Origin of the sequence: Sphingomonas sp. (assembly GCF_004799495.1) — a bacterium.
GTDB lineage: Bacteria > Pseudomonadota > Alphaproteobacteria > Sphingomonadales > Sphingomonadaceae > Sphingomonas.
On record NZ_SSMY01000010.1, the window covers coordinates 1 to 23,720 of the forward strand.

The 23,720-nt window shown below is 66.2% G+C and carries 26 protein-coding genes and 1 rRNA gene; 9 read left to right on the forward strand and 18 right to left on the reverse strand.

From position 1 onward, the window contains the following. From E7773_RS10645 to hisS, 6 genes are all read right to left on the reverse strand, one after another. A 16S ribosomal RNA gene (locus E7773_RS10645) occupies positions 1 to 360 on the reverse strand; the annotation flags it as partial. A gap of 579 nt (positions 361 to 939) precedes the next feature. Continuing rightward, positions 940 to 1,368 carry a CBS domain-containing protein gene (locus tag E7773_RS10650; protein WP_293990978.1) on the reverse strand — a complete coding sequence of 143 codons (429 nt, stop codon included), beginning with the start codon at positions 1,366 to 1,368 and terminating at the stop codon, positions 940 to 942. Positions 1,369 to 1,497: 129 nt separating this feature from the next. Further along, on the reverse strand, positions 1,498 to 2,223 hold the full coding sequence (locus tag E7773_RS10655; protein WP_363130270.1) for a DUF4167 domain-containing protein: 726 nt from the start codon (positions 2,221 to 2,223) through the stop codon (positions 1,498 to 1,500). Between the two features lie 262 nt (positions 2,224 to 2,485). Further along, positions 2,486 to 3,307, reverse strand: a complete 822-nt coding sequence (gene prmC, locus E7773_RS10660) for a peptide chain release factor N(5)-glutamine methyltransferase (protein WP_293990980.1) — start codon at positions 3,305 to 3,307, stop codon at positions 2,486 to 2,488. Next, entirely contained in the window at positions 3,300 to 4,382 is a 1,083-nt protein-coding gene (prfA, locus tag E7773_RS10665) for a peptide chain release factor 1 (RefSeq protein ID WP_293990982.1), read from the reverse strand. The genes prmC and prfA overlap by 8 nt, the downstream gene beginning before the upstream one ends. Continuing rightward, complete coding sequence (gene hisS, locus E7773_RS10670) at positions 4,379 to 5,698, reverse strand: histidine--tRNA ligase (protein WP_293990984.1); 1,320 nt, start codon at positions 5,696 to 5,698, stop codon at positions 4,379 to 4,381. Before hisS ends, prfA begins: the two co-directional genes overlap by 4 nt. Before the next feature lie 52 nt (positions 5,699 to 5,750). On the opposite strand from hisS, the gene E7773_RS10675 reads away from it, so the two are divergent. The 4 genes from E7773_RS10675 (at position 5,751) to E7773_RS10690 (ending at position 10,500) form a co-directional block, all read left to right on the forward strand. Further along, complete coding sequence (locus E7773_RS10675; RefSeq protein WP_293990986.1) at positions 5,751 to 6,407, forward strand: DUF1345 domain-containing protein; 657 nt, start codon at positions 5,751 to 5,753, stop codon at positions 6,405 to 6,407. A 69-nt stretch (positions 6,408 to 6,476) separates the two neighbouring features. Beyond that, entirely contained in the window at positions 6,477 to 8,393 is a 1,917-nt protein-coding gene (locus E7773_RS10680; RefSeq protein ID WP_293990988.1) for a peptidase M61, read from the forward strand. Positions 8,394 to 8,445: 52 nt separating this feature from the next. Beyond that, complete coding sequence (ppa, locus tag E7773_RS10685) at positions 8,446 to 8,976, forward strand: inorganic diphosphatase (protein ID WP_293990990.1); 531 nt, start codon at positions 8,446 to 8,448, stop codon at positions 8,974 to 8,976. Positions 8,977 to 9,096: 120 nt separating this feature from the next. Continuing rightward, positions 9,097 to 10,500 (forward strand): peroxidase family protein, encoded by a 1,404-nt coding sequence (locus tag E7773_RS10690; protein ID WP_293990993.1) that lies wholly within the window; start codon positions 9,097 to 9,099, stop codon positions 10,498 to 10,500. A gap of 22 nt (positions 10,501 to 10,522) precedes the next feature. On the opposite strand, the gene E7773_RS10695 is transcribed toward E7773_RS10690, so the two are convergent. The 8 genes from E7773_RS10695 to ispG form a co-directional block, all read right to left on the reverse strand. Then, positions 10,523 to 10,966, reverse strand: a complete 444-nt coding sequence (locus E7773_RS10695; RefSeq protein ID WP_293990995.1) for a hypothetical protein — start codon at positions 10,964 to 10,966, stop codon at positions 10,523 to 10,525. 40 nt (positions 10,967 to 11,006) lie between these two features. Further along, positions 11,007 to 12,143 carry a radical SAM protein gene (locus tag E7773_RS10700; protein WP_293990997.1) on the reverse strand — a complete coding sequence of 379 codons (1,137 nt, stop codon included), beginning with the start codon at positions 12,141 to 12,143 and terminating at the stop codon, positions 11,007 to 11,009. Between the two features lie 202 nt (positions 12,144 to 12,345). After that, entirely contained in the window at positions 12,346 to 12,702 is a 357-nt protein-coding gene (locus tag E7773_RS10705) for a TfoX/Sxy family protein (RefSeq protein WP_293991000.1), read from the reverse strand. Beyond that, positions 12,702 to 13,181, reverse strand: coding sequence for a GNAT family N-acetyltransferase (locus E7773_RS10710; RefSeq protein WP_293991002.1), 480 nt, complete (start codon positions 13,179 to 13,181; stop codon positions 12,702 to 12,704). Before E7773_RS10710 ends, E7773_RS10705 begins: the two co-directional genes overlap by 1 nt. Continuing rightward, positions 13,178 to 14,071: a DMT family transporter gene (locus E7773_RS10715; protein WP_293991004.1), complete on the reverse strand. Its 894-nt coding sequence runs from the start codon at positions 14,069 to 14,071 to the stop codon at positions 13,178 to 13,180. Before E7773_RS10715 ends, E7773_RS10710 begins: the two co-directional genes overlap by 4 nt. 79 nt (positions 14,072 to 14,150) lie before the next feature. Beyond that, on the reverse strand, positions 14,151 to 14,624 hold the full coding sequence (locus E7773_RS10720; RefSeq protein WP_293991006.1) for a TIGR02281 family clan AA aspartic protease: 474 nt from the start codon (positions 14,622 to 14,624) through the stop codon (positions 14,151 to 14,153). Positions 14,625 to 14,683: 59 nt separating this feature from the next. Beyond that, positions 14,684 to 15,190, reverse strand: coding sequence for a thioredoxin family protein (locus E7773_RS10725; protein WP_293991008.1), 507 nt, complete (start codon positions 15,188 to 15,190; stop codon positions 14,684 to 14,686). Positions 15,191 to 15,204: 14 nt separating this feature from the next. After that, a complete protein-coding gene (ispG, locus tag E7773_RS10730) occupies positions 15,205 to 16,320 on the reverse strand; it encodes a flavodoxin-dependent (E)-4-hydroxy-3-methylbut-2-enyl-diphosphate synthase (RefSeq protein ID WP_293991010.1) in 1,116 nt (371 codons plus the stop codon). Between the two features lie 85 nt (positions 16,321 to 16,405). On the opposite strand from ispG, the gene E7773_RS10735 reads away from it, so the two are divergent. Genes E7773_RS10735 through E7773_RS10755 form a run of 5 tightly spaced genes read left to right on the forward strand, consistent with a single transcriptional unit; the run spans position 16,406 to position 21,331 of the window. Next, positions 16,406 to 17,587: an acyltransferase family protein gene (locus tag E7773_RS10735; RefSeq protein WP_293991012.1), complete on the forward strand. Its 1,182-nt coding sequence runs from the start codon at positions 16,406 to 16,408 to the stop codon at positions 17,585 to 17,587. A gap of 42 nt (positions 17,588 to 17,629) precedes the next feature. Further along, positions 17,630 to 18,850 carry an acyltransferase gene (locus E7773_RS10740; RefSeq protein ID WP_293991014.1) on the forward strand — a complete coding sequence of 407 codons (1,221 nt, stop codon included), beginning with the start codon at positions 17,630 to 17,632 and terminating at the stop codon, positions 18,848 to 18,850. Beyond that, on the forward strand, positions 18,771 to 19,703 hold the full coding sequence (locus E7773_RS10745; protein ID WP_293991016.1) for an isoaspartyl peptidase/L-asparaginase: 933 nt from the start codon (positions 18,771 to 18,773) through the stop codon (positions 19,701 to 19,703). Before E7773_RS10740 ends, E7773_RS10745 begins: the two co-directional genes overlap by 80 nt. A 31-nt stretch (positions 19,704 to 19,734) precedes the next feature. Further along, a complete protein-coding gene (locus E7773_RS10750) occupies positions 19,735 to 20,595 on the forward strand; it encodes a S1/P1 nuclease (protein WP_293991017.1) in 861 nt (286 codons plus the stop codon). A 1-nt stretch (position 20,596) separates the two neighbouring features. After that, positions 20,597 to 21,331: a Stf0 family sulfotransferase gene (locus E7773_RS10755; RefSeq protein ID WP_293991019.1), complete on the forward strand. Its 735-nt coding sequence runs from the start codon at positions 20,597 to 20,599 to the stop codon at positions 21,329 to 21,331. On the opposite strand, the gene E7773_RS10760 is transcribed toward E7773_RS10755, so the two are convergent. Genes E7773_RS10760 through E7773_RS10775 form a run of 4 tightly spaced genes read right to left on the reverse strand, consistent with a single transcriptional unit; the run spans position 21,328 to position 23,651 of the window. Further along, entirely contained in the window at positions 21,328 to 21,576 is a 249-nt protein-coding gene (locus E7773_RS10760; protein ID WP_293991021.1) for a hypothetical protein, read from the reverse strand. The two genes, E7773_RS10755 and E7773_RS10760, sit on opposite strands and share 4 nt — an antisense overlap. Next, positions 21,573 to 22,520 carry an alpha/beta fold hydrolase gene (locus E7773_RS10765; protein ID WP_293991023.1) on the reverse strand — a complete coding sequence of 316 codons (948 nt, stop codon included), beginning with the start codon at positions 22,518 to 22,520 and terminating at the stop codon, positions 21,573 to 21,575. The genes E7773_RS10760 and E7773_RS10765 overlap by 4 nt, the downstream gene beginning before the upstream one ends. Next, positions 22,517 to 22,726, reverse strand: coding sequence for a toxin-antitoxin system HicB family antitoxin (locus tag E7773_RS10770; protein ID WP_293991025.1), 210 nt, complete (start codon positions 22,724 to 22,726; stop codon positions 22,517 to 22,519). Before E7773_RS10770 ends, E7773_RS10765 begins: the two co-directional genes overlap by 4 nt. Positions 22,727 to 22,736: 10 nt before the next feature. Further along, positions 22,737 to 23,651, reverse strand: coding sequence for an SPFH domain-containing protein (locus E7773_RS10775; protein ID WP_293991028.1), 915 nt, complete (start codon positions 23,649 to 23,651; stop codon positions 22,737 to 22,739). Positions 23,652 to 23,720 lie beyond the last annotated feature (69 nt).

A 23,720-nucleotide genomic window follows, 5' to 3' on the forward strand; every position in this document is an offset into this window, starting at 1 on the left:
GGATCAGGCTTTCGCCCATTGTCCAATATTCCCCACTGCTGCCTCCCGTAGGAGTCTGGGCCGTGTCTCAGTCCCAGTGTGGCTGATCATCCTCTCAGACCAGCTAAGGATCGTCGCCTTGGTGCGCCTTTACCACACCAACTAGCTAATCCTACGCGGGCTCATCCCTGGGCGATAAATCTTTGGTCTTACGACATCATTCGGTATTAGCAGTCATTTCTAACTGTTATTCCGAACCCAAGGGCAGATTCCCACGCGTTACGCACCCGTGCGCCACTAAGCCCGAAGGCTTCGTTCGACTTGCATGTGTTAGGCATGCCGCCAGCGTTCATTCTGAGCCATGATCAAACTCTCAAGTTTATGTTCCATTCCGGCGCCGGTGGAATGACCGACGTCAGAACAGGCATTTCAAGGAGCCGGTCTGCACAAAAACGAACACATGTCCGACCGAAGCCGGACAGGCGTTCATATTCCAATTACGTATGGATACGTGAAAAGGACTTGTGAGATCGGCTTGGCTTTTACCGAGCACCCGACGCCTTGAAACGTCGGACCCGGGGCCGCCGCCCACATGTCCCTTCATCTTGAACTAACAATGTCAAAGAGCGCAAAAGACCGACGCCTTGGCTTACCCTCTTTTTGGAGGGCGACCATTGCGCCGAGATTTTGATGACCGCAACTGGCTGACCGTGTGGCCCGTCGCTGCGGTGGAGCCCATCTATGCGGGGTGTTGGATTAGGTCAACGCCTTTTTGCATTTTTATTTCAAAAGGCCCAAAAAACGGCGGAAATCCGCGGTTTTGGGGGAGGTTGGGCAAGGGAACAAAAAGCTCCGACCGCCGAACGCCTGGTGTAAATTCCCCGAATCGTGCACGGAATCGTCGGTTGGCATCGCGCGACGGCGCGTAGGTGCGCAGCTCCGCCAACGAGATTCGCGAGGTCAAGCGGTCTGAATGTAGTTGCGCATCGCCTCGGCGTCGGCCTCGATCCGGTCGATCCGGTATTTGACCAGGTCGCCGATCGACACGAAACCGATCAACGCCTCGCCTTCGACCACCGGCAAGTGCCGCACGCGCCGCCGCGTCATCAGCGTCAGCGCGCCCAATGCCGCCTCGTCGCGACCGATTGTGATCGCCGGCGCGGTCATCGCGTCGCCGACGCTGCGGTTGAGCCCGGCCGACCCGTACTCCGCCAGACAATGGATCACGTCGCGTTCGGAAAAGATGCCAGCGACCCGTCCGTCCTGCATCACCGGCACCGCGCCGATGCGGCGATCAGCCAGCAGCTTAATCGCATCGGCCACCTTATGGTCAGCGGTGATCGTCACCGTGTCGCCGCTTTTGCCCGCCAGGATCGTCGCGACCGTCATGGCACTCTCCTCTTTGGTGCGGCCCTCAGGATTCCACTTTTCGCGTCAAATAGAAAGCATGCGCGAGCCCAAAACGAAAAGAGGCGCCGGTTTCCCGACGCCCCTTTTGCTCGATCAATCGGCAGAAGATTATTCGGCGGCTTCCGCGTCCGGCGAGCGGCGCGGGCGGCCGCGGCGCGGCTTGGGGGTCTCCTCGCCCTCGTCGCCGACCCCGATGCCGAGCGACGGCGGCAGCAACGCGGCGTCGAAAGTCTCGCCTTCGTTCGCCGCTACCGGCCGGGCCTCGCGGCGCGGGCGCAAGCGTGGCGCGGGCCGATGCTCGTCGCGACTATCGTTCGACGACGCTTCCTCGCCGTCATTGGCGGGGTAAGCGTTGCCGTTGACGCGATTGCCGCGATCCTCGCGATCACCACGCCCATTTCGTTGCTCCCGATTACCGCGATCCTCGCGATTGCCTGCTTCCTGCTGGCGATCGTCGCGCGACTGCTGGCGGCGCGGTTCGGCGTCGGCGGCCTCGTTGCCGTCGTCCTCGAATCCCTCGTCGCCATCCTCGTCAAAGCCGTCCTCGCGACCGCGGCGCTGGTTCTGGTTGGGGTTCTGCTCCTCGAAGCGGCTGCGGCTTTCGGCGAGGACGCGGAAATAATGATCCGCGAACTGCAGATAATATTCGGCGTTGACGCGGTCGCCCTGGCGTTGCGCGTCGGACGCGAGCGCCTTGTACTTCTCGAGCAGCTGGGCGGCGTTGCCGCGCGCGCGATTGTCGATGCGGTTGCCGTTCCCGGCGGGATTGCCGCCACCTTGGCGCTGTCCACCCCGACCGCGACGGCGGCCGGCCTGACGATTATTATTGATCAAAGTCCTGTGGTCCTTGTCTACAAAACAAACCCGGCCTTGCTCCAAACAGGAGTCAAACCCCACGCGGCGTCCGCGCCTGCCAAATCAATTGGCTGCGACGCGAAGACCTGTCATGGCCGCCGGACAAGCGGCCTGATGACGAAGGAGTGGGCAACGTCCCGATTTCAACGATGTATCGATTGAGATCGCGTGCCCCTGCGCGCTCAATAGCGGGTGCCGGGCAATCTTCCAAGCGGAAAGATGGGGTTGCGGTTGCGACGGATCAAGGTGTGGCGATCAGGCATCGGTCGCGCCCGGCCAGATCGCGGCGGACGGTGACATGAAGACCCTGTGCGGTGAGGAGCGTGGCGACCGCGGCGGCTTGCGTCGCGCCGATCTCGATCGCCGCCATGCCGCCGGGCGTGATCAAGGTGCGTAATTGCGCGGCGATGACGCGGTAATCGTCGAGCCCGTCGGACCCGGCGAACAGCGCGGCGGCCGGTTCGTGGTCGCGCACCTCGGCGGGGAGCGCTTCGCCGGCCCCGACATAGGGCGGGTTGCACAGGACGAGGTCGAAGCGCCGGTCGATCGCGGTGGCCCAATCGCCTTCGATGAACCCGGCCCGCCCGCTCATTCCGAGGCGCTCGGCATTGCCGCGGGCATAGTCGAGCGCCGCCGCCGACGTATCGACCCCCACGCCCGCAGCATCGGGCCACTCGGCGAGCGCCGCAAGCAGCAAGGTGCCTGGCCCGGTGCCAAGATCGAGTACCGTCATCGGCGCGCGACTTGCGAAATGCTCGACCGCGGCCTCGATCAGCGTCTCGCTGTCGGGCCGTGGAATCAGCGCGCCGGGGCCGACCGCGAGGCTGATCGTCCAGAAATCGCGGCAGCCGGTGATGTAGGCGACCGGCTCGTGCGCGAGGCGGCGATCGAGAAGCGCGGCGAAGTTGGCGGGCGCGGGATCGTCGAGGTGGCGGAGCAGCAGCTGCTCGCGACCCACGCCGAGCGCGTGCGCCAGCAGCAATTCGGCGTCGAGCCGCGGCGTGTCCGAAAAGGCCAGGCGCGTCGCGGCGGCGGCGATCGCCTGCCGCGCGGTCTCAGCCATCGAGCGTGGCGAGCCGTTCCGCCTCGTCCTCGGCGATCAGCGCGCCTACCAGCTCGTCCATGTCACCTTCGAGGATTTCAGGCAGGCGGTGCAGCGTGAGGTTGATGCGGTGGTCGGTCACCCGTCCCTGCGGGAAATTGTACGTGCGGATGCGCTCGGACCGGTCCCCCGACCCGACCATCGCCTTGCGCGTGCCCGAACGCTCGTTCGCCAGCCGCTCGCGCTCGGCCTCGTACAACCGCGTCCTGAGTACCTTGAGCGCCTTGGCCTTGTTCTTGTGTTGCGATTTTTCGTCCTGCTGGATCACCACCAGCCCGGTCGGCAAGTGCGTGATGCGCACCGCGCTATCGGTCGTGTTGACCGACTGGCCCCCGGGGCCCGACGAGCGATAGACGTCGATCCGCAAGTCGCGCGCCTCGTCGATCTGAACGTCGACCTCCTCGGCCTCGGGCAGCACCGCGACGGTCGCCGCGGAGGTGTGGATGCGCCCGCCGCTCTCGGTCACCGGCACGCGCTGGACGCGGTGGACGCCGCTTTCGAACTTGAGCTTGGCGAAAACGCCCTTACCCTCGACTGAGGCGACGACTTCCTTGAATCCGCCGGCATCGGAGGTCGAGGCGGAGATCAGCTCGACGCGCCAGCCCTGCCCCTCGGCATAGCGCTGGTACATGCGGAACAGGTCGCCGGCGAACAGGCTGGCCTCGTCGCCCCCGGTCCCGGCGCGGATTTCGAGCATCGCCGCGCGTTCGTCAGCGGCGTCGCGCGGGAGGAGCGCGAGCGCCAGCGCACGTTCCGCCTCGGGCAGCGCCGCGGCGATCTCCTCGATCTCCTCGCGCGCCATCGCCTTGAGTTCGCCGTCGGCGCTGTCGTCATCGGCCATGTGCCCGAGCGTCGCGAGCTCGGCGCGCAGCCGCCGCACCTCGCCCGCCGCCTTCGCCACCGGCTCGAGCTCGGCATATTCCTTCGACACCTGGACGAAGCGCTCACCTGACAAGTCGCCGGTCGCCATCAACGCGCCAAGCTCGTCTCGCCGCGCCTCGATCTGCGCGATCCGCTGAGGGGAGATGGACGTCATTGGGCCAGCAAATCCGCCGGCTCGAAAATCGTCATTCCTTCCATCACGCCGCGGCCGTGCCGTGCCAAACCGCCATGGATGTGATCTTGGATGTCTTGGATCGGCACCTCACACTGAGTGCCATCGATCAAATCCTTGATCGATCCGACTCCCTTGGCGAGTTCGTCGTCGCCGACAATGACGGCGAACGCGGCGTCCATCGCATTGGCCTTGGCCAGCCGCCGCTTCATGTTTCCTTTGTAGGCCATATCCACGGCTAAACCGAACCGACGCAAATCAGTCAGCACGCACAGCGCGACTTGCTCGGCAGCGTTGCCCATCGGCACGATAACCGCGTCGATGCGCTCCGGCTTCGGCTCCTCCAACAACATCGCGAGCCGTTCGACCCCCGCCGCCCATCCGACCCCCGGCGTGTGCGGCCCGCCCAGCGCCTCGATCAGCCCGTCATAGCGACCGCCCGCCAGCACCGTCCCCTGTGCACCGAGCCGGTCGGTGACGAACTCGAACGCGGTGTGGCGGTAGTAATCGAGCCCGCGCACAAGGCGGCTGTTGCGCGTCCATTTCACCCCCGCCGCATCGAGCCCCTTGGTCACCGCCTCGAAGAACGCGCCCGCGTCGCTCGACAGATGCGCGTCGATATCGGGCGCGGCGTCGGCGATCGGGCGGTCGCGCGGGTCCTTGCTGTCGAGGATGCGCATCGGGTTCTTGTCGAGCCGGACCAGACTGTCCTCGCTCAGCTCGCCGCGATGCTGCTCGAAATGCGCGACCAGCGCCCCGCGCCAGGCGTCACGCGTCTCGGCGTCGCCCAGCGTGTTGAGCTGGAGCGTCACGCCCTCGGCGATGCCCAGCTCGTTGAGCAGCTGATCGGCGAAGGCGAGCAGCTCGATGTCCGCCGCCGGCTCGGCCGCGCCGATCACCTCGGCGTCGATCTGGTGGAACTGGCGGTAGCGGCCCTTTTGCGGGCGCTCATACCGGAATACTGCGCCCGACGTGACCAGCTTGAGCGGCGCATATTGCTGCCACCCCTCCGTCAGATACGCGCGACAAATGCCCGCAGTGAACTCGGGGCGCAGCGTGATCGAATCGCCGCCGCGATCCTCGAAAGAATACATCTCCTTCGACACGACGTCCGTGGTCTCGCCGATCGAGCGTGCGAACACCTGCGTGTCCTCGAACATCGGAATATCGACGCGCTGGAACGCGTAGAGCCGCCGTACCTTCTCGAACGCTTCCAGCACGCGCGCGAAGCGGCGCTGGTCGTCGCCGAAGATGTCCTGCGTCCCGCGGACTCTTTTGGGGGTTTCGATGCGCGCCATATTGGCGGCGCTCTCTAGTAGAGCGAGCGGCGACGCGCTAGCCTCTCGTCCCATGGACCTCAATCTCGGCAACCGGATCGCCCCGCCGCGCTTCCTCGCCTATGCCATCGCGCTGATCGCGGTCGCTGTATGGGTGGCCATGCACACTCGCGGCGCTGCCCACGACCTGCCACTCGCGCATTTCCTGATCGGGTTCGACGTAGCGACCTTCCTGTTCCTCGCCTCGCTGATGCCGATGCTCCGCACGCACGACGCGAAGCGGATTGCCGAGCACGCCGCGCGCAACGACGCCAACCGCGCCGTGTTGCTCGGCATCACAGTTGCGATCAGCATCGTCGTGCTGGGCGCGGTGACGCTGGTGGTGGCGGGGGGCGGACCGGATTATTCGAAACCGCTGGTAATCGCGACGCTGGCGCTGGCCTGGCTCTTCGCCAACACCGTGTATGCGCTGCACTATGCGCATATCTATTACAGTACAGGGGAATCGCGTGGGGGCTATGCCGGCGGGCTCGACATCCCGAGCACGAGGGAACCCGATTATTTCGACTTCCTCCATTTCTCGCTGATCCTAGGGATGACGTTCCAGACCGCCGACATCGACATCACCTGTCCCGCCATCCGGCGCGTATCCACCGGCCAATGTCTCGCCGCGTTCGTCTTCAACATCGGCATCCTGTCGTTTTCGATCAATATGATCGCAGGGAAGTGAGTGCTGGACGGGGGTGTGTCGCCGTCCTAGGACAGCGCCCCTGACCGCAACAGGAAGGCCCCCTCCCCGATGATCCGTCGCGCCGCTTTCGCCCTGCTCCTCGCCACCGCAGCCACCGCCGCTTTCGCCCAGACCAACAATTCGAAGCCGCAGCCGGTGCCGGTGATCGACACGATCCCTGCGGCGGTCGACAAGCCCTATCCCGGCACGCTGACGCTCGACATCGACGCGACAGACGTCGCGCGCGGCATCTATACCGTGCACGAGACGATCCCCGTTACCGGCAGCGGCGAGATGGTGCTGCTTTATCCCAAATGGATCCCGGGCGGGCATACCCCGCGCAATGAGGTCGACAAGGTCGTCGGTCTGCACATCTCGGCGGGCGGCAAGGCGATCCCGTGGACGCGCGACACGGTCGACGTATACGCATTCCACATCAACGTGCCGGCAGGCGCGAAGTCGGTGCAGGTCGATTTCCAGTTCGTGACCTCGACCAAGGGCGACCAGGGCCGCATCATGGTGACGCGCAACCTGATGAGCCTCGAGCCGATCACGACGAGCTTCTATCCCGCCGGCTATTTCGTGCGCCAGATTCCGGTGCGCATGGCGGTCAAATATCCCGAGGGCTGGTCGGCGGCGTCGGCGCTCAATGCCAAGATAGTGGGGTCGACCTACACCTACGAGCCGACCAATTACGAGATCCTGCTCGATTCGCCGATCCTCGCCGGGCGCTATTACAAGAAGTGGGCGCTGAGCGACCGCGTCAACCTCAATGTCTTCGCCGACAACCCGCAGGAACTGGCCGCCGCGACGCCCGAGATGATCGACGCGCACAAGCGGCTGGTCGAGCAGGCGGTCCGCACCTTCGGCGCGCAGCATTACGACCATTACGAGTTCCTGCTGTCGGTCTCGAACGAGCTCGGCGGGATCGGGCTCGAGCATCACCGCAGTTCGGAGGATGGGACGCGGCTCGGCTATTTCAGCGAGTGGAGCCAGAATGCCGGCGCGCGCAACCTGCTGCCGCACGAATTCACGCACAGCTGGGACGGCAAGTTCCGCCGCGGCGCGGACCTGTGGACCCCCGACTACCGCTATCCGATGCGCGACAGCCTGCTCTGGGTCTATGAAGGGCAGACGCAATTCTGGGGCTATGTGCTCCAGGCGCGCGCGAACCTGGTGTCGAAGGCCGACACGCTCGACGCCTATGCCGCGATCATGGCGAACCTCGACTACACCACCGGCCGCCAGTGGCGCCCGATGGTCGACACGACCAACGATCCGATCATCTCCAACCGCCGGCCCAAGGGTTGGACCAGCTATCAGCGGTCGGAGGATTATTACAACGAGGGTCTGTTGATCTGGATGGAGGTCGATTCGATCCTGCGCGAGCAGTCGAAGGGCACCAAGTCGATCGACGATTTCGCGCGTGCCTTCTTCGGGATCAACGACGGCGACTGGGGTGAAGTTACCTATACGTTCGACGACGTCGTCGCGACGCTCGACAAGATCCAGCCGTACGACTGGCGCGGGCTCCTCACCAAGCGGCTGACCGAGGTCGGGCAGCCCGCCCCGCTCGGCGGGTTCGAACGGAACGGCTACAAGCTGGTCTATACCGACCAGCAGACCCCGACCGGCAAGCAGGCGGAGCGCGCGCGCAAGGTGGCCGACTTGAGCTACTCGCTAGGCGTCCAGGTCGGGAGCGACGCGAGCCTCGGCCAGGTACGTTGGGGCAGCCCCGCGTTCGATGCCGGGCTCACGGTCGGCGACACGATCGTGGCGGTCGACGGGCTAGCTTATTCGGACGACCGCATCCGCGCCGCCGTCACCGACGCCAAGGGAACGAAGGCGCCGATCGTGCTGCTGGTCAAGGCGGGCGAGGAAGTGCGGACGGTCAGCATCGACTATCACGGGGGCTTGCGCTATCCGCACCTCGTCAAGACTGGCACGGGGGAAACCGGGCTGGATCGGTTGCTGACCCCGCGCTGACGGGGCGGCGGCCGGGAGGGGATGCCGCCAACATCCAAGGAACGACCGCACAATGAACATCGACCTGATCCCGGTCGGGGATAACCCGCCCGAGAGCCTGAACGTCATCATCGAAGTGCCGACCGGCGGCGAGCCGGTGAAGTACGAATTCGACAAGAAATCGGGCGCACTGTTCGTCGATCGCATCCTGCACACGCCGATGCGCTACCCGGCGAATTACGGCTTCGTGCCGCACACGCTGAGCCCCGACGGCGACCCGCTCGATGCGCTGGTGATCGCGCGCAGTCCGTTCGTCCCCGGCTGCGTCGTGCGCGCACGGCCGATCGGCGTGCTCAACCTCGAGGACGAAGCGGGCGGCGACGAGAAGCTGATCTGCGTGCCGGTCGACACGACCTTTCCCTATTATTCGGACATCGGCGAGCGGCAGGACCTGCCGTCGATCGTGCTCCAGCAGATCGAGCATTTCTTCAAACACTATAAGGATCTCGAGTCCGAAAAGTGGGTCCGCGTCGGCAAATGGGGCGACGCCGCCGAGGCGCGGCGGATCGTGACCGAGGCGATCGAGCGCGCGAAGGGCGCGTGACGGGCGAGCGCCGCCCAACCGCGAGCGATTAGAACCCATACGGTCCAAGATGCGATACCGGCGCTGCGTCGGTCGCGTTACCATCTCGCCGGCCGTCGAGGACGGCCGAGGAGGATGGCCATGGCTCATGCGGTTGTTCGTCACGCCACGCTGAATTCGAAGGCGTATTCCAGGCTCTTTCCCGACCTGCCCGCGTGGCGCGGGTCAGCGGCCGATATCGAAAAGCTGGCCGCGGCGTGTTTCGTCGGCGACGAGATCGACAATCCCGCGATACCTGCGGGGTACACCTATTTCGGCCAGTTCATGGTCCACGACCTGAGCTTCGACGCCCGACCGCTGGAGGGCGACCAAACACTCGACGACCCCAACCAGCGCACCCCGCAATTCGACCTCGACTGCGTCTATGCCGGCGGGCCGGTGGTATCACCGGCGATGTACGATCTGGATGCGTACGGCCGCTTCCTGCTGCGCGCATATCCCGGCGGCCACGCCGATATTACACGCAACAGCCAACGCGTGGGGATCGTGGGCGATCCGCGCAACGACGAGAATCTGATCACCTGCCAAATCCATACGGCGGCCTTGCTGCGCCATAACCGGACGCTCGCGATCCTGGCCGCGACTCGTCCCGAGCTGACCGCGGAGGAGCGTTTCACCAAAGCGGCGCAAGCGGTGCGCTGGGCGTATCATTGGGCGTTGATCAACGACTTCCTGCCGCGCATGGCCGGGCACGATCAGGTCGACGCCTTGCTGACGCTGGACCGTGCTGCGGGGCAATACGCCTACACGCCGCGGCTGTTCGACGCTGCCGCTCCCGCCGCGCTGCCGCTCGAGTTCAGCGGCGCGGCGCTGCGGTTCGGGCACGCCATGGTGCGCGGCACCTATCGATTGCGCAACGCACGCGGCACGACACCGGCGGTCGACGTGCCGCTGTTCGCGCTGGAGGGTCCCAGCCTGCGCGGCGGCCAACATTGCACGCCCGCGCTCGCGATCGACTGGCCGCTGTTCTTCGACGTCGACGGCCAGCCGCCGGCGCAGCGCGCGCAGCGCATCGCACCGCATCTGGCGGGCCCGCTCGCCTGGGTGCCGGGCCAGTCGCCCGCCAATCTGGCGCTGCGCAACCTGATCCGCGGCACCGATTATGCGCTCCCCGCCGGACAGGACGTCGCGCGCGCGATCGGCGCGACGCCGGTGCGGCCGAAACGAAGCGACCCGTTATGGTTTTATATCCTGGCGGAGGCGAACGAGCAGCAGGCCGGCCAGCGGCTCGGCGAGGTCGGCGCGGCGATCGTCGCGGGCACGATCATCGATATTCTGGTGAAGGACCCCACCACCGCGCTCAACGTGGCGGAGGCCTGGTCGCAAGAAGCGGCGCAGATGACGGCGCCGATGTTCGTCACCGGGCAGCACGGCGTGATCGACCAGGCGATGCCCCGCGAACCCGGCTGGGCAACGATCGCCGCCTTGCTGCACGATACGCCGGGCACCAGCGAGATCGCGATGGAGCGGGCGGCGACCGAATGACCGCCGCCCGATCGTCAGCCGGTCACCATTCCTTCTGGGCGCCGGCCGCGATCTCGACCGGCGGGCGGATCGCGAAGCGTTTCACGAACTGTTCGTTGTCGGGGAGCATGTCCTCGCCCTGGTATTGCAACCACTGGCACCACACCCATTGGACGAACAGGTCGCCGTCGTCGGCCATGCCGTAATTGCCCAGCGCCCCCTTGATGACGCTGTCGAGGATGCGCGTGTGGCGGGCATTGTCGAACACCTTGGCGCGCAACGCATCGATCGCGTCATCGTCGAGCCCCTTGGTCTTGATCGACAGCGATGTCTCGATCGTCCCCTTGTCGGCCGGCGTGACACGCAGGCTGCCCGCGCCCGGCTGAACGACCGCGACACCCGCCTGCCGCGCCGCCTCGGTAAGTCGTTGACGGGCCTGCTCGTCGAGCGAGCCGGCGTCGAATTCGATCGTTGGCTTCTTCGCCATCCTTCGTCTCCTTTTTGTCGAGGTGAATGGCAGGATCCAGCTAGACCAGCACGTCTGCCATGCCGTGCTCGTTCATATAGGCCGCGACCGCTTCGCCGAGCGGGCGCATCGCGTCGCAATAGGCGCTGCGATGCGCGTAGCTGCCGTCGCTACCGTAGCGCGAGCCGGGGTGGGACCCGCGACAGATGGTGGCAACATGGCAATCGGCACAGGCCGCGGGCATCTCGTCCATCCGCGCCGCCTTCATCCGCGTGCGGATCGCATCGAACGCCGCGTCGAACGAAAAGCCGGGATCGGTGACGCGCAGGCCGGTCGAATATTCGGCGCCCAGCCCGTTCCGGTCGATCTCGCTGAATTCGGCGTCGAAGCAGATCTCGCCATCGGTTTCGACGATCGCATAGGCGCCGAGCGCCTCGTCGCGCAGCCCAGCGTTGGAGCAATTGTGGCGGCCCCCGATGGCGTTTGTCAGCAACGCTTCGAACAGCCGAATGTGATAGCTGTCGTCGTCGCGCGCGACCCACGACTGGAACGTATCGGTCAGCACGCGTCCCACCGCCGCCATATCGACCGCCTGGTCGGGACATTCGGCCTGCAGCGCATTGTTGGTGATCGGGATCAGCAGATCGAAATAGTGGAATTGCTCGCCGATGATCGTCTGCCACAGATCGCGGTCGGCGAGTTGCGGATCGGCAACGGTGATGACCCCGAACGGGATACGATGCGCGCGCAAGATCGCGATGCCGCGGGCGACCGCCTGCCACGATCCCTTGCCCTTGACGGTGGGGCGCAACCGGTCGTGCAGGTCTGGCGGACCGTCGATCGAAATCCCGACCGACACGTCGTGCCGGCGGAAAAAATCGGCCCAGGCGTCGTCGATCAGGACGCCGTTGGTCTGGAGGCGATTATGGACCTTGGCGTACTTGAAATAATGCGCCTGGCGTTCGATGAATCGCCCCAGCCGCCGGCGGCCGAGCAGCAACGGCTCGCCGCCATGCCAGATCAGATTGACGCTTTCGCCCGGCCAGTCGACGTGCTCGGCGTATGTTTCGTAAATCCGGTCGACCAGATCGTCGGAGAAAGACTCGCCGTAGCCGGGAGTCTTGTCATTGATGTAATAACAATAGCCGCAGCGTAAATTGCATGCGCGCACGGACTTGAGCACCAACGACCGCATCATAAGCGTCATCCATCTGATGGAAGTGCACAGTTATGATGGTTCGCTGAACGACCCGAGTCGCGAACTCTTGTCGTCTATTTACGCTTGGTCGCGGAAACACCCAACGAGGTCGCTCGATAATGCACCAATCGGCTCCGCTATATTGTCCGGTTGTTGTATCCAAAACGGATTAATGGCGGCGGAGAGGCTCCGTTGTTCCGGCTCACCGCTTCGCCCTGGTCTTTTTCGGAGGGGCGCGGCGACCCGCGTCGAGCCCGAGTAGTCCCCAGCGTCGGAGCTCTTCCTGGTCATCGTACACGTCGTCGGATGCGCGGCGATAGTTCATCGTGCCGATCTTGCCGTTCATCTCGTAGCTGAAGCGATCGCACCCGGCCGCGTCCCATACCGCGTCGCTTTCCGCGTCGGCCTTGAACCACAGTACGCCATCGTGGCTGACGATCGCGAAGATCGTGCCGTCGCAATAGAGCGTCGCGCCGCCCATCATCGCGCGCTTGGTGACACGCCCGACCGGTTCCATCGCCTCCGACACCCAGTCGATCAGGCCCTGGTCCGCCGCCATCAGCCGCGCCCCGCAAGTGTGACGAGCACGTCGCCACTGACCCGCCGCACGGTCCATTCGTCGAGGCTGTCCGCGCCCATCGCGGTATAGAAATCGACCGCGGACGTGTTCCAGTCGAGCACTGCCCATTCGAACCGCGCGCAATCGCGGTCGAGCGCGATCCCCGCGAGGTGGCGCAGCAGCGCGGTGCCGACTCCCGATCCGCGCGCTTCGGGCGTGACGTACAGGTCTTCGAGGTAGAGTCCCTTGCGCCCGGTCCAGGTCGAGAAATTATGGAAGAACAGCGCGAACCCGACCGGCGCGCCGTGTTCTTCCGCGATCACGACCTCGGCCGAGCGTTCGTCGAACAGCGCGTGGCGCAACCCCGCTTCGGTTGCGACCACCGCGTCGGGCTCGCGCTCGAACGCGGCCAGCTCTCGGACGAAGCGCAGGATCAGCGCGGCATCGTTCGGCTCGGCGGGACGGATCGTCAGCGTCAAAACGCCGCCTCCACATTCTCGACGGTGCGGCGCCGCGCGGCGATCAGGCAACCGGTGATGATCAGCGCCGCGCCCGCGAGTGTATAAGGCGCGACGGGCTCGTGGAACACCACCCAGCCCCACAGCGCCGCCCAGATGAACCCGGTATATTCGGTCGGCGCGAGATAGTTCGCCTCGCCGCGCGCATAGGCCCAGGCGAGGATGAGCAGCGACACTGTCGCCAGCGCCGCCGCGAGCAGAATCGCCGGAACATGCTCGACCGGCGGCACCTCGGCGAGGAACGGCGCGACGCAGGCGAAGATCACGCCGACGATGATCGACTGGAAGAACGCCACCTCGCTCGGCCCCGCCACCAGCGCCTGCTGGCGCATCAACACGATGTTGTACGCATAGCACGTCGCCGAGAGCAGCACCGCGATCGTGCCGCGGAACTGGTCGGGCGACGGTGCGGTTGCGGCCTGGCCTAGCATGATCACCCCGACCCCACCGAATGCGACCAGTGAAGCAAGGATGGCACTCGGCGGGATGCGCTCCTTGAGCACGAGCGCCGCGCCGAACAGCGCGAGCAGCGGCGCGATGAAGGCGAGCGCGATCGCCTGCGCCATCGGCACGCGCGCCAGCCCCCAGAAGAACGTCACCGCCATCACCGCCGACACGCACCCGCGGATCAGGTGGACGCGCATCACGGGCCACGCCGGCCAGGCCTTTCGGGTCGGCAGGTAGATCGCGCCGGTGAACACGATCCCCGCCAGCGTCCGCCAGAATAGCGTCGTAAAGGCGCCGAGCTGGAGCACCAGTCCCTTCATCACCGCGTCCATCGACGAGAAGATCGCGATGCCTGCGACGGCGACCGCGAAGACAACAGCTGGGGATGGCGCGCGGCGGGTCATGGCGGGGCGATAGCCGTGCGCGGCCGGTACGTCACCAGCGCCTTTGCTGATGCGGTGACTAGCACCGCTTATCGCCCGGCTATTTAAGCGTCATCTTGTCGCCGCTGATCGATAGGTCGACATGGCTCAGATAGTTCTGGCCAAGCAGCGAAACATCCAGACCCTCGACCACCGCGGCGCGAACGTCGCCGACCCGCTTTCCGTCGAGCACGACGTCCTTCAGCTGAACCCGCTGTCCGCGCAACACGTTGCCCGCCCCCCTGGCGACATCTTCGTACGACGCGCGATCGAACGCCACGCCGGCACGGCGCGCGTCGTCCTCCGTCAAGGCGACGGTCGTGGCACCGGTATCGACCAGGAACTTGATCGGCTCGCCGTTCACGTCGGCGACGGTGAAGAAGTGGCCGTTATCGTCGCGCTCCAGCACCGTCTCGCGCGGCTGGTCGGCCGCCGCGACGGCAAGCGCCACCGGCGCGGCCTTCGGCTTGCCGCCAGGCAACAGCAGGCCGAGAGCGATGCCCAGCATGGTCATGGCGAGGAAAGCGAATTTCATCGAGCCCGGTTAGCGCGCACGGCTTGCGGCGCGATTTAACGTGATGGTTAAGCGCGCGCTTACCGCTTCGCGAAATAGTCGAAGATCGCGTCGCTCGTCCGGGTCGAGGCGTTGCGCCAGCCCGGCGCGTCGGCGAGGTTGAGCGCCTTGCCCGCGGCATCCACGATCAGCACCGTTGGCGTTCCTGCGATCCCGTCGAGCCCAAAGCGCCGCGCGAGGTCGAGATTCTTGTCCTTCTTGCCGACGTCGATCCACACCACTTCGTATCTTGGCGCCAGCATGTCGCGGAAGCGCGGCGTCGCGAACCAGCCGGCGAGCGCGCGGCTGTCGTGACACCAGTTCGCGCCGAACACGAGGATGACGCGGTGGCCCTCGCGGGCGGCCCGCGTCAGCGCGGCGGCGACGTCGCGTTGCGCGCGGTCGGGATGCCCGAACGGTTTGGCTTGGGGATGATCTTCTCGTCCGTTCGTCCCGAGCGGCGTCGAGGGACGTGCCCCAAGCGGTTCGGTCGCAGCACGTGTCTCGACTTCGCTCGACACGAACGGAGTGAAGAGCAGGACCGCCAAAACCAAACGGGGAATCACGCCGCCTTGGCCTGATCCGCCGCCTCGATCTCCGCCGCCCTGGCCTCGACCAGCTTGACGATATGCTCGATCATGTCGGCGTCCTGGACGTGGTGATCGGTGACGCCCGACAGATAGACCATGTGCTTGCCGTTGCCGCCACCGGTGATGCCGATATCGGTCTCGCGCGCTTCGCCGGGTCCGTTGACGACGCAGCCGAGGACCGAGAGGCTCATTGGGGTGCGGATATGCTGGAGCCGCTCCTCGAGCGCTTGCACCGTGCGGATCACGTCGAACCCCTGGCGCGCGCAGCTCGGGCAGGACACGACGCGCACGCCGCGATTGCGGATGCCGAGCGCCTTCAGAATCTCGAACCCGACCCGCACTTCGTCCTCGGGCTCCGCCGACAGCGAGACGCGGATCGTGTCGCCGATGCCGTACCACAGCAGGCTACCGATCCCGATCGACGACTTGACCGTCCCGCCGACGAACCCGCCCGCCTCGGTAATGCCGAGGTGGAGCGGGCAATCGACCACTTCGGCAAGCTGCTGATACGCGGCCACCGCGAGGAACAGGTCGCTCGCCTTCACCGCGACCTTGAATTCGTGGAAGTCGCGGTCCTGGAGCAGCTTGATATGGTCGAGTGCGCTTTCGACCAGCGCCTCGGGGCACGGCTCGCCGTACTTTTCGAGCAAGTCCTTTTCGAGCGAGCCGGCATTGACCCCGATGCGGATCGCGCAGCCGTTCGCCTTGGCCGCGTTGACCACCTCGTTCACGCGCTCGGCCGACCCGATATTGCCCGGGTTGATACGCAGGCACGCCGCCCCCGCATCCGCCGCCTCGAGCGCGCGCTTGTAGTGAAAATGGATGTCGGCGACGACCGGCACGCGCGCCGCGCGGACGATCTGGCCCAGTGCTGCGGTGCTGTCGATATCGGGGCAGGACACGCGGATGATGTCGACCCCGGCATCCTCGCAGCGGCGGATCTGGTCGATCGTCGCCTTCGCATCGCTGGTCGGTGTGTTGGTCATCGTCTGGACGGTGACCGGAGCGTCGCCGCCGACGGGGACGTTGCCGACCATGATCTGGCGGCTCTGACGACGCACGATATCGCGCCACGGACGTAAGGACATGGCGGCCATATACGCTCGCCGCCGCGCGCCGCCAAGCACGCTAACGATTTGGTCAGTTGCGGCGCGCTAAACCGTCGGCGATCCGATGAGCGACAGGACCGCCTCCCCCAAGCGCCATTACGGCCTCGACTGGCTGCGCATCGGCGCGTTCGCGCTGCTGATCGTCTATCATGTCGCACAGGTATTCTCGACATGGGACTGGGTGATCAAGTCGCCCGTCACCTACCCGCAGCTGATCGTGCCGCTCGCGCTGCTCACGCCGTGGCGGCTGCCGCTGCTGTTCGCGGTGTCGGGCTATGCCAGCCGCAAACTGTTCGATAAATCGGGCGATGCGGGCGCGTTCGTCGCGTCGCGCAACCGCCGGCTGTTGATTCCCTGGGGCTTCGCGATGGTCGCGCTGATCCCGGTCGAGATGTGGGTGCGCGCGAAGGAGGTCGGCTATCCGTTCGGGCTGATCCACTATTGGCTGATCGATTACTGGCAGATCTCACCCGCCTGGGGCCATGGCTTCCCGAGCTGGGAGCATCTGTGGTTCGTCGCCTATCTGTGGGGCTACACGATGGCGCTCGCCGGGCTACTGCTCCTGCCGGGGTGGAGCGCGGCGCAGACGACGCGAATGGGGGAATGGCTGGCGAAGGGGACACGACTGGTGTGGGTGCCGATCGGGAGCCTCGCGCTGGCCAAGCTGTCGGTGATGTTCTTCGTATCGGAGAGCCAGGGGTTGTTCACCGACTGGAACGCGCACCTGCTCTATTTCCCGATCTTCCTGTTCGGCTTTGCGCTGGGCGGCAGGACCGGGCTGTGGCCGGTGATCGCGCGGTCGCAACGCACCGCGGGCGCGATCGCGATCGCGGCGGGGCTGGCCGTGACGTGGATCGAGCTCCGCTACGCCGGACACAGCGTGCCGCCGCACGCGATCATGGCGCTCGATCGCATCGCGCGGATCGCGATGGCGTGGAGCATGATCCTTGTCCTGTTCCAACTCGCCGAGCGGCATCTCAACCGCGACCACCCATGGCGCGCAACGCTCGCCGAAGCCGTGTTCCCGCTCTACATCGCGCACCACCCGGCGATCATCCTGCTGGCGTGGCTGACGCTGCCGTGGGGACTGAACCCGTTCGTCGAGTTCGCGCTGCTGCTCACCGGCACGCTCGCGTTCGCAGTCACCTTCTACCTGGTCGGTCGCGAAGTCGCATGGCTGCGCCCGCTGATCGGGCTTGCGCCGAGACGGTCGGTTCGCGGGGCAGCCGGGCCGGCGATCGCCTGACGCCTCTAGCCTTCGCGCCGCAACGCCTTACATGGCGGCGCGATGGAACGGCATTACGGCATGGACTGGTTGCGGATCGGCGCGTTCGCGGTGCTGATCCTCTACCATACCGCGATGGTGTTCACGCCGTGGGGCTTCCACGTGAAGACCGCACAGCCGGTCGAGTGGCTGTCGGTCGCGATGCTGATCAGCAATCCGTGGCGGCTGACCTTGCTGTTCGTCGTGTCGGGCTATGCCAGCCGCGCGCTGTTCGCCAAATCGGGCGGGGTCGGGCGGTTCCTGACGAGCCGCGCGAGCCGGCTGCTGGTGCCGCTGGCGTTCGGCGTCGCGCTGATCGTCCCGCCGCAAAGCTGGGTCGAGCTGGTGACTCAGCACGAGTACGACCGCGGCTTCGGCTATTTCCTCGTCCACGATTATTTCGCGTTCGCCGCGAACGACGGGGTCGGGCTGCCGACGTGGAACCATCTGTGGTTCGTCGGCTATCTGTTCGCCTACACCGCCGTACTTGGGCTGCTCCTGCTCGTGCCGCGTCCGGTGCGGCTGCAAGAATGGTTCGACCGCGCGTTCGGGGGCTGGCGCGCGCTGGTGCTGCCGGTGGCGTATCTGGTACTCAGCCAAGTCATCGTCTTCCACCGCTGGAGCGACAGCCAGGATTTGATCCACGACGGGGTCGCGCACCTCGCCTATTTCCCCGCCTTCCTGTTCGGGTTCGGGCTCGCGCGCTCGGCGCCGGTGATGGCGGCGTTCGTGCGCTGGTGGAAACCGGCGGCGCTGCTGGCGGTGGCGAGCTATGCGTTCGGCGCGGCGATCGAGGTCAATTATGCGGGCGATCATGTCCCCGACGCACTGAGCGACCCGATGCTGATCGCGCACCAGATACAATGCTGGGCCGCGGTCGCCGCCCTGATCGGCGTGGCCGAGCGCCACCTCAACCGTGACGCGGCGATCCGCCCGATGCTGACGGAAGCCGTCTTCCCGTTCTACCTGATCCACCAGACGGTGATCGTGCTCGGCGAATATGCGCTCCAGCCGTTCGGGCTGGGTGCGGCGGCGGAGTTCGCGATCCTCGTGCCGGTGACGGTCGCGGGATGCTGGGCCTTCTATCTCTTCGGGCGCGAGGTGAACTGGCTTCGCCCGCTGATCGGATTGCGGCGGCGCGTCGCGAGGGCTACCGCTCGCCGCCATGACAACATCCTCCAATCGCTGGTCGCTGGTGATCCATGGTGGCGCCGGCGCGATCGCGCGCAGCCAGACCCGGCCTGAGACCGACCGGGGCCTGCGCGCCGCGCTCAACGCCGCGCTCGATGCGGGGTCGGCGATCCTGTCGGGCGGCGGCGCGTCGCTCGACGCGGTCGAGGCGGCGGTGCGCGTGCTGGAGGACGACCCGCATTTCAACGCGGGGCGCGGATCGGCGCTCACCTATGAAGGCGCGACCGAGCTCGACGCCGCGATCATGAGCGGTGCCGATCTCCTCGCCGGATCGGTGGCCGGCGTCACGGCGACCAAGAACCCGGTGACGCTGGCGCGCGCGGTGATGGAGGAAAGCGCACACGTCCTACTCGGCCGCGAGGGCGCGGACCAGTTCAGCGTCGAGCACGGGCTGGAGCAGGCCGACGCGGAGTGGTTCGCGGTCCCGGAGCGCCGCCGCCAGCTCGAGGAATTGCTGGCGAATGGCGGCAAGTTCGACGTCGACATGAAGTATGGGACGGTCGGCGCGGTGGCGCTCGACCAAGTCGGACACATCGCCGCCGCGACATCGACCGGCGGCGTCACCGGCAAGCGCTGGGGCCGGATCGGCGATTCGCCGCTGATCGGCGCGGGGACCTACGCCGACGATCGCGGCGCGGCGGTGTCGTGCACCGGCGCGGGGGAATTCTTCATCCGCGAAAGCGTCGCGTTCCAGATCAACGCGCGGGTTCGTTTCCTGGGCGAGAGCCTGAAGCTCGCCGCCGATACGGTGATGGCCGAGGTCAAATCGCTCGGCGGCACCGGCGGGGTGATCGTCACCGACGCGGCAGGCGGACAGGCGTGGAGCTTCACCACCGCAAGCCTCTATCGCGGCCGCGCCGGATCGGACGGCGAGCGCTTCGTCGCGCTGTACGACGACGAGGATTGAGCGCCGCGCGGGACGGGCGTAGGCGGGCGCGATGAAGCGCCTCCTTCCCTTCCTCGCCGCGTTGACCGCGCTCCTCGTCACCTCGCCCGCGGGCGCCTATTGGGAGTACGGCCACCAGACCATCGCCCAGATCGCCTGGGCCAATATCAAGCCCGCGACGCGCACCCGCATCCTCGCGCTGCTCCGCCAGCAAGCGTTGCTCGGCACGCCGCAATGCAAGGCCGGGACGATCGACGACGCCGCGGTGTGGGCGGATTGCATCAAGGGGATCAAGAACCCCGACGGCACGCAGAAATACGGCAACACCAACGCCTGGCACTTTCAGGACGTCAACATCTGCACCCCGTTCGACCTGATCGAAGCGTGCAAGGGCGACAATTGCGTGTCGGCGCAGATCGTCCGCGATGCCAAGCTGCTCAAGGACCGCAGCACCCCGACCGCCGACCGGGTCCGCGCGCTCGTGTTCCTGATCCACTTCGTCGGCGACCTGCACCAGCCGCTTCACGCCGGTGAAAAGGGCGACAAGGGCGGCAACGACGTGAAAGCGGTATACGGCACCTACGCGCCGCAGCGGCTCAACCTGCACTCGATCTGGGACGGCTATCTGGCGGAGCGCGCGATCTCGACGGGCCCGAGCCTGGTGCGACGTTATCCGGCCGCCGAGCGCCGAGCGGTGGCGGCGGGCGACGTGATCGCGTGGAGCCATGAAAGCTGGCAGGTCGCGCACGACGTCACCTATGCGACCGCGATCGGTGGCGATCCGTGCGGGCCGACGCCTGCTCGCGTCAAACTCGACAATGCGACGATCGAACGGCTGGTGCCGACGGTCCGGCTCGAAGTGAAGCGCGGCGGGTTGCGGCTGGCGAAGATGCTCGACCAAGCACTCGGTTGACGTGAACCGAACCGATCCGGCGTTGCGCGGGTACGCGCTGTGCGGCGAGGCGCGCGCGGGGACGACGTTCCTCAAGGAGTTGCTCGCCTCGACCGGCCGATTGGGCGAGCCGGTCGAGTGGTTCGACCCTGTTTGGCGAGCGCGGGTCGGCCCGACCGACGACTTCATCGGCGCGATGCTGGCGCGCACCGCAACGCCGAATAGCGTCTATGGCCTCAAGATATTCTCGTCGCACGCCAAGGCGGCAGCGCGCCATCAATGGGCAACGCGACTGCCAAATCTGTCGTTCGTTCATATCCGCCGCGACGACTTGCTGGGTCAGGCGATCTCGTTCGCGCGCGCCGCGCAGACCGCGCGCTTCGTGAGCGATCAGGCGGAGCGGCGAGCGGCCGGCTATGACCGTCGCGCGATCGATTCGGCACTGATCACTCTGGCGCGTGGGCAGGCGCGCTGGGAGATTTGGTTCGCGCGCCACGGCATCGCACCGTTGCGAGTGAGTTACGAGCAAGTGATCGCCGATCCGGCGGACACCGTAGCACGCATCGCCGCGTTGGTCGGAGTCGAGGGTGCGCGGATCGACCTTGCCCAAGTGACCGCGCAGCGCATGAGCGACGACACGAGCGACGAATGGCGCCACCGCTACCGGGCCGATGCGCCATCCGCCGACCGGTTGCCCGGCCTCACCGACCGATCGCCGAAGGCGGTAACCGACGCGCTTCGCACCGCTTTACGCTAATCGTTTTCGCCCCAGCGCCAGCGCCAGCCGCCGCGCGTGTGCTGCACGCAGATGACAGTCAGCGTGATGGTCGCCAGCGCGATGATCGCCGCCCATGTCCCCCAGTGTCGCGGCAACAGTGCGAAGCCTGCAATGGTCAGCACGGCGATATAGACGCCCAGCACCGCCCAACCCTGCCACGTGATCGGGTTGCCGGTACCGTAGCCATAGCGCTTTGGCGCGAACCAGTCGCCGTCGTCGCTCATCGCGCACCCCTCCCGCCGACCGCAGCCGCGACCGCGTCGACTACGCTTGGCGCGATCGGCAGCGTGGCGTCGCCATAGCTCGCAGCATTGGCGGCGCGGTCGCCCGCTGGCACGACCTTGAGCACGTGATTGACCCCCGGCAATACGACCAGCTTCGCCTTGGGTTGCGCGGCGGCGAGCGGTTTCGCATCGTCGTCGACCGACACCTGCAGATCGTTGTCACCCTGGATGATCGTCATCGGGAGACGCACGTTCGCAGCCAGTTTGGCGGGGTCGAACTTGGCCAGTTCGATCAGATATTTCTGGACCGCTACCGGAAAGATCATTGGCAAGGGCGAGGGAAGCGTCGCGGGATCGACCGTTTTCCCTGCCTCGACCGAATCGAGCATCGCGAGCGCGGCGGGCAGGATCGGCGCGTTGGCTGCATTGGCCTTGAACTGCGCGCGCATGACCTGGATGATCGGCCGTCCCGCCGCCGACACCAGGATCACGCCGCAGATGCCGGTCGGGTTCTGCGCCGCCTGCAACGCGACCAGCCCACCCTCGCTATGCCCGACCAGCCAGGCGCATTTCGCGCCGGCGCGCTTCGCGGCGAATTGCGCCCAGCCGCGCGCGTCGGCAGCATAGCCTTCTATCGTCGCGGCGTTCGCATCGGGGATCGCTTTCGCGCTGCCGAACATACCGCGCTTGTCGATCCGGACACTGAAAACGCCGCGCGCGGCCAGCGCCTCGGCGAGCAATTTGTACGACTGGCCCTTGAGGCCCATCGGATTGTTGCCGTCGCGGTCGGTCGGGCCCGATCCGGGGATGATCACCACGACCGGCCCTCCAATCTTGTCGCTCGCCTGATAGGTCCCCGCGAGCGGCCCCTGCGGCCCCGCGATCGTCACTTCTTCGCCGGCCGGCACCGCGGCCGCCGCCATCATCATCGCGATCGCAATCATTCGTCATCCCCTTGTTTCGGCGGTCGGCCGCGTTTCGCGCGCACCGGATCCGCCAGTTTCACCCCGCGCCGTCCCAGCGCCTCGCGCAGCAGGCACTCGACCTGCGCGTTGACGCTTCTGAGGTCGCTCGCCGCCGCGCGCTCGATCGCCGCGTAGAGCGCGGGGTCGAGGCGCAGCGGGAACGCCTTCTTGGGGGGAACGGCCATTCTCGCGCGCTTACTGGTAGAGCGAGCCCGCATTGACGATCGGCTGCGTGTCGCGTTCGCCGCACAGCACGACCATCAGGTTGGAGACCATCGCCGCGCGACGCTCATCGTCGAGTTCGACCACGCCCTTCGCCGACAATTGCTCGAGCGCCATCTGGACCATCCCGACCGCGCCCTCGACCAAAGTCTGGCGCGCGGCGACCACCGCCTGCGCCTGTTGCCGGCGGAGCATCGCCCCGGCGATCTCCTGCGCATAGGCCAAGTGTGTGAAACCGCATTCATCGACCGTGATCCCGGCCATGGCGAGCCGCGCGATCAGTTCCTGGCGCAGCTCGGCGCCCACCTGGTCGTGGTTGCCGCGCAGCGTCACTTCCTGGTGCTCGAAATCGTCGTACGGATAGCGCGAGCCGATCGTGCGCACCGCGGCCTCGATCTGGACCATCACGAACGCCTTGTAATCGTCGACGTCGAATAGCGCCTGCGCGGTGTCCGTCACGCGCCACACCACCTGCGCGGCGATCTCGATCGGGTTGCCGCGCAGGTCGTTGACCTTGATCTTGTCCGAAATGATGTTGTTGGCACGGACCGACAGTTTCTTCTTGCCGTACCACGGCACGATCCAGCGCAGCCCCGTATTGCGGTCGGTGCCGCGATAGCTGCCGAACAGCGTGATCGCCGCAGCCTGGTTGGGCTGGAGCATGTAAAAGCCCGGCGTGACGAAGGCGAACGTCAGCGCGCCGAGCAGCAGCAGCGGCACGCCGATTTCCGGGGTCGGATCGATCTGGCTCGCGCCGAAGACCGCGACCAGGATCGCGACGAGCATGACGAACAGCATCAGATAGCCGCTCGAGGTCGATGCCGGCCGCTCCTGCGACAGGGTCAGCGCGGCGTGGCGATCGGCGGCAGGCGTAGCATTCGTGGCCATAGGGCCCTCCCGTTTAATGTGATATCACATTTATATCGGGATTGAGCGAGTCGCAAGCGTTATTTCCCT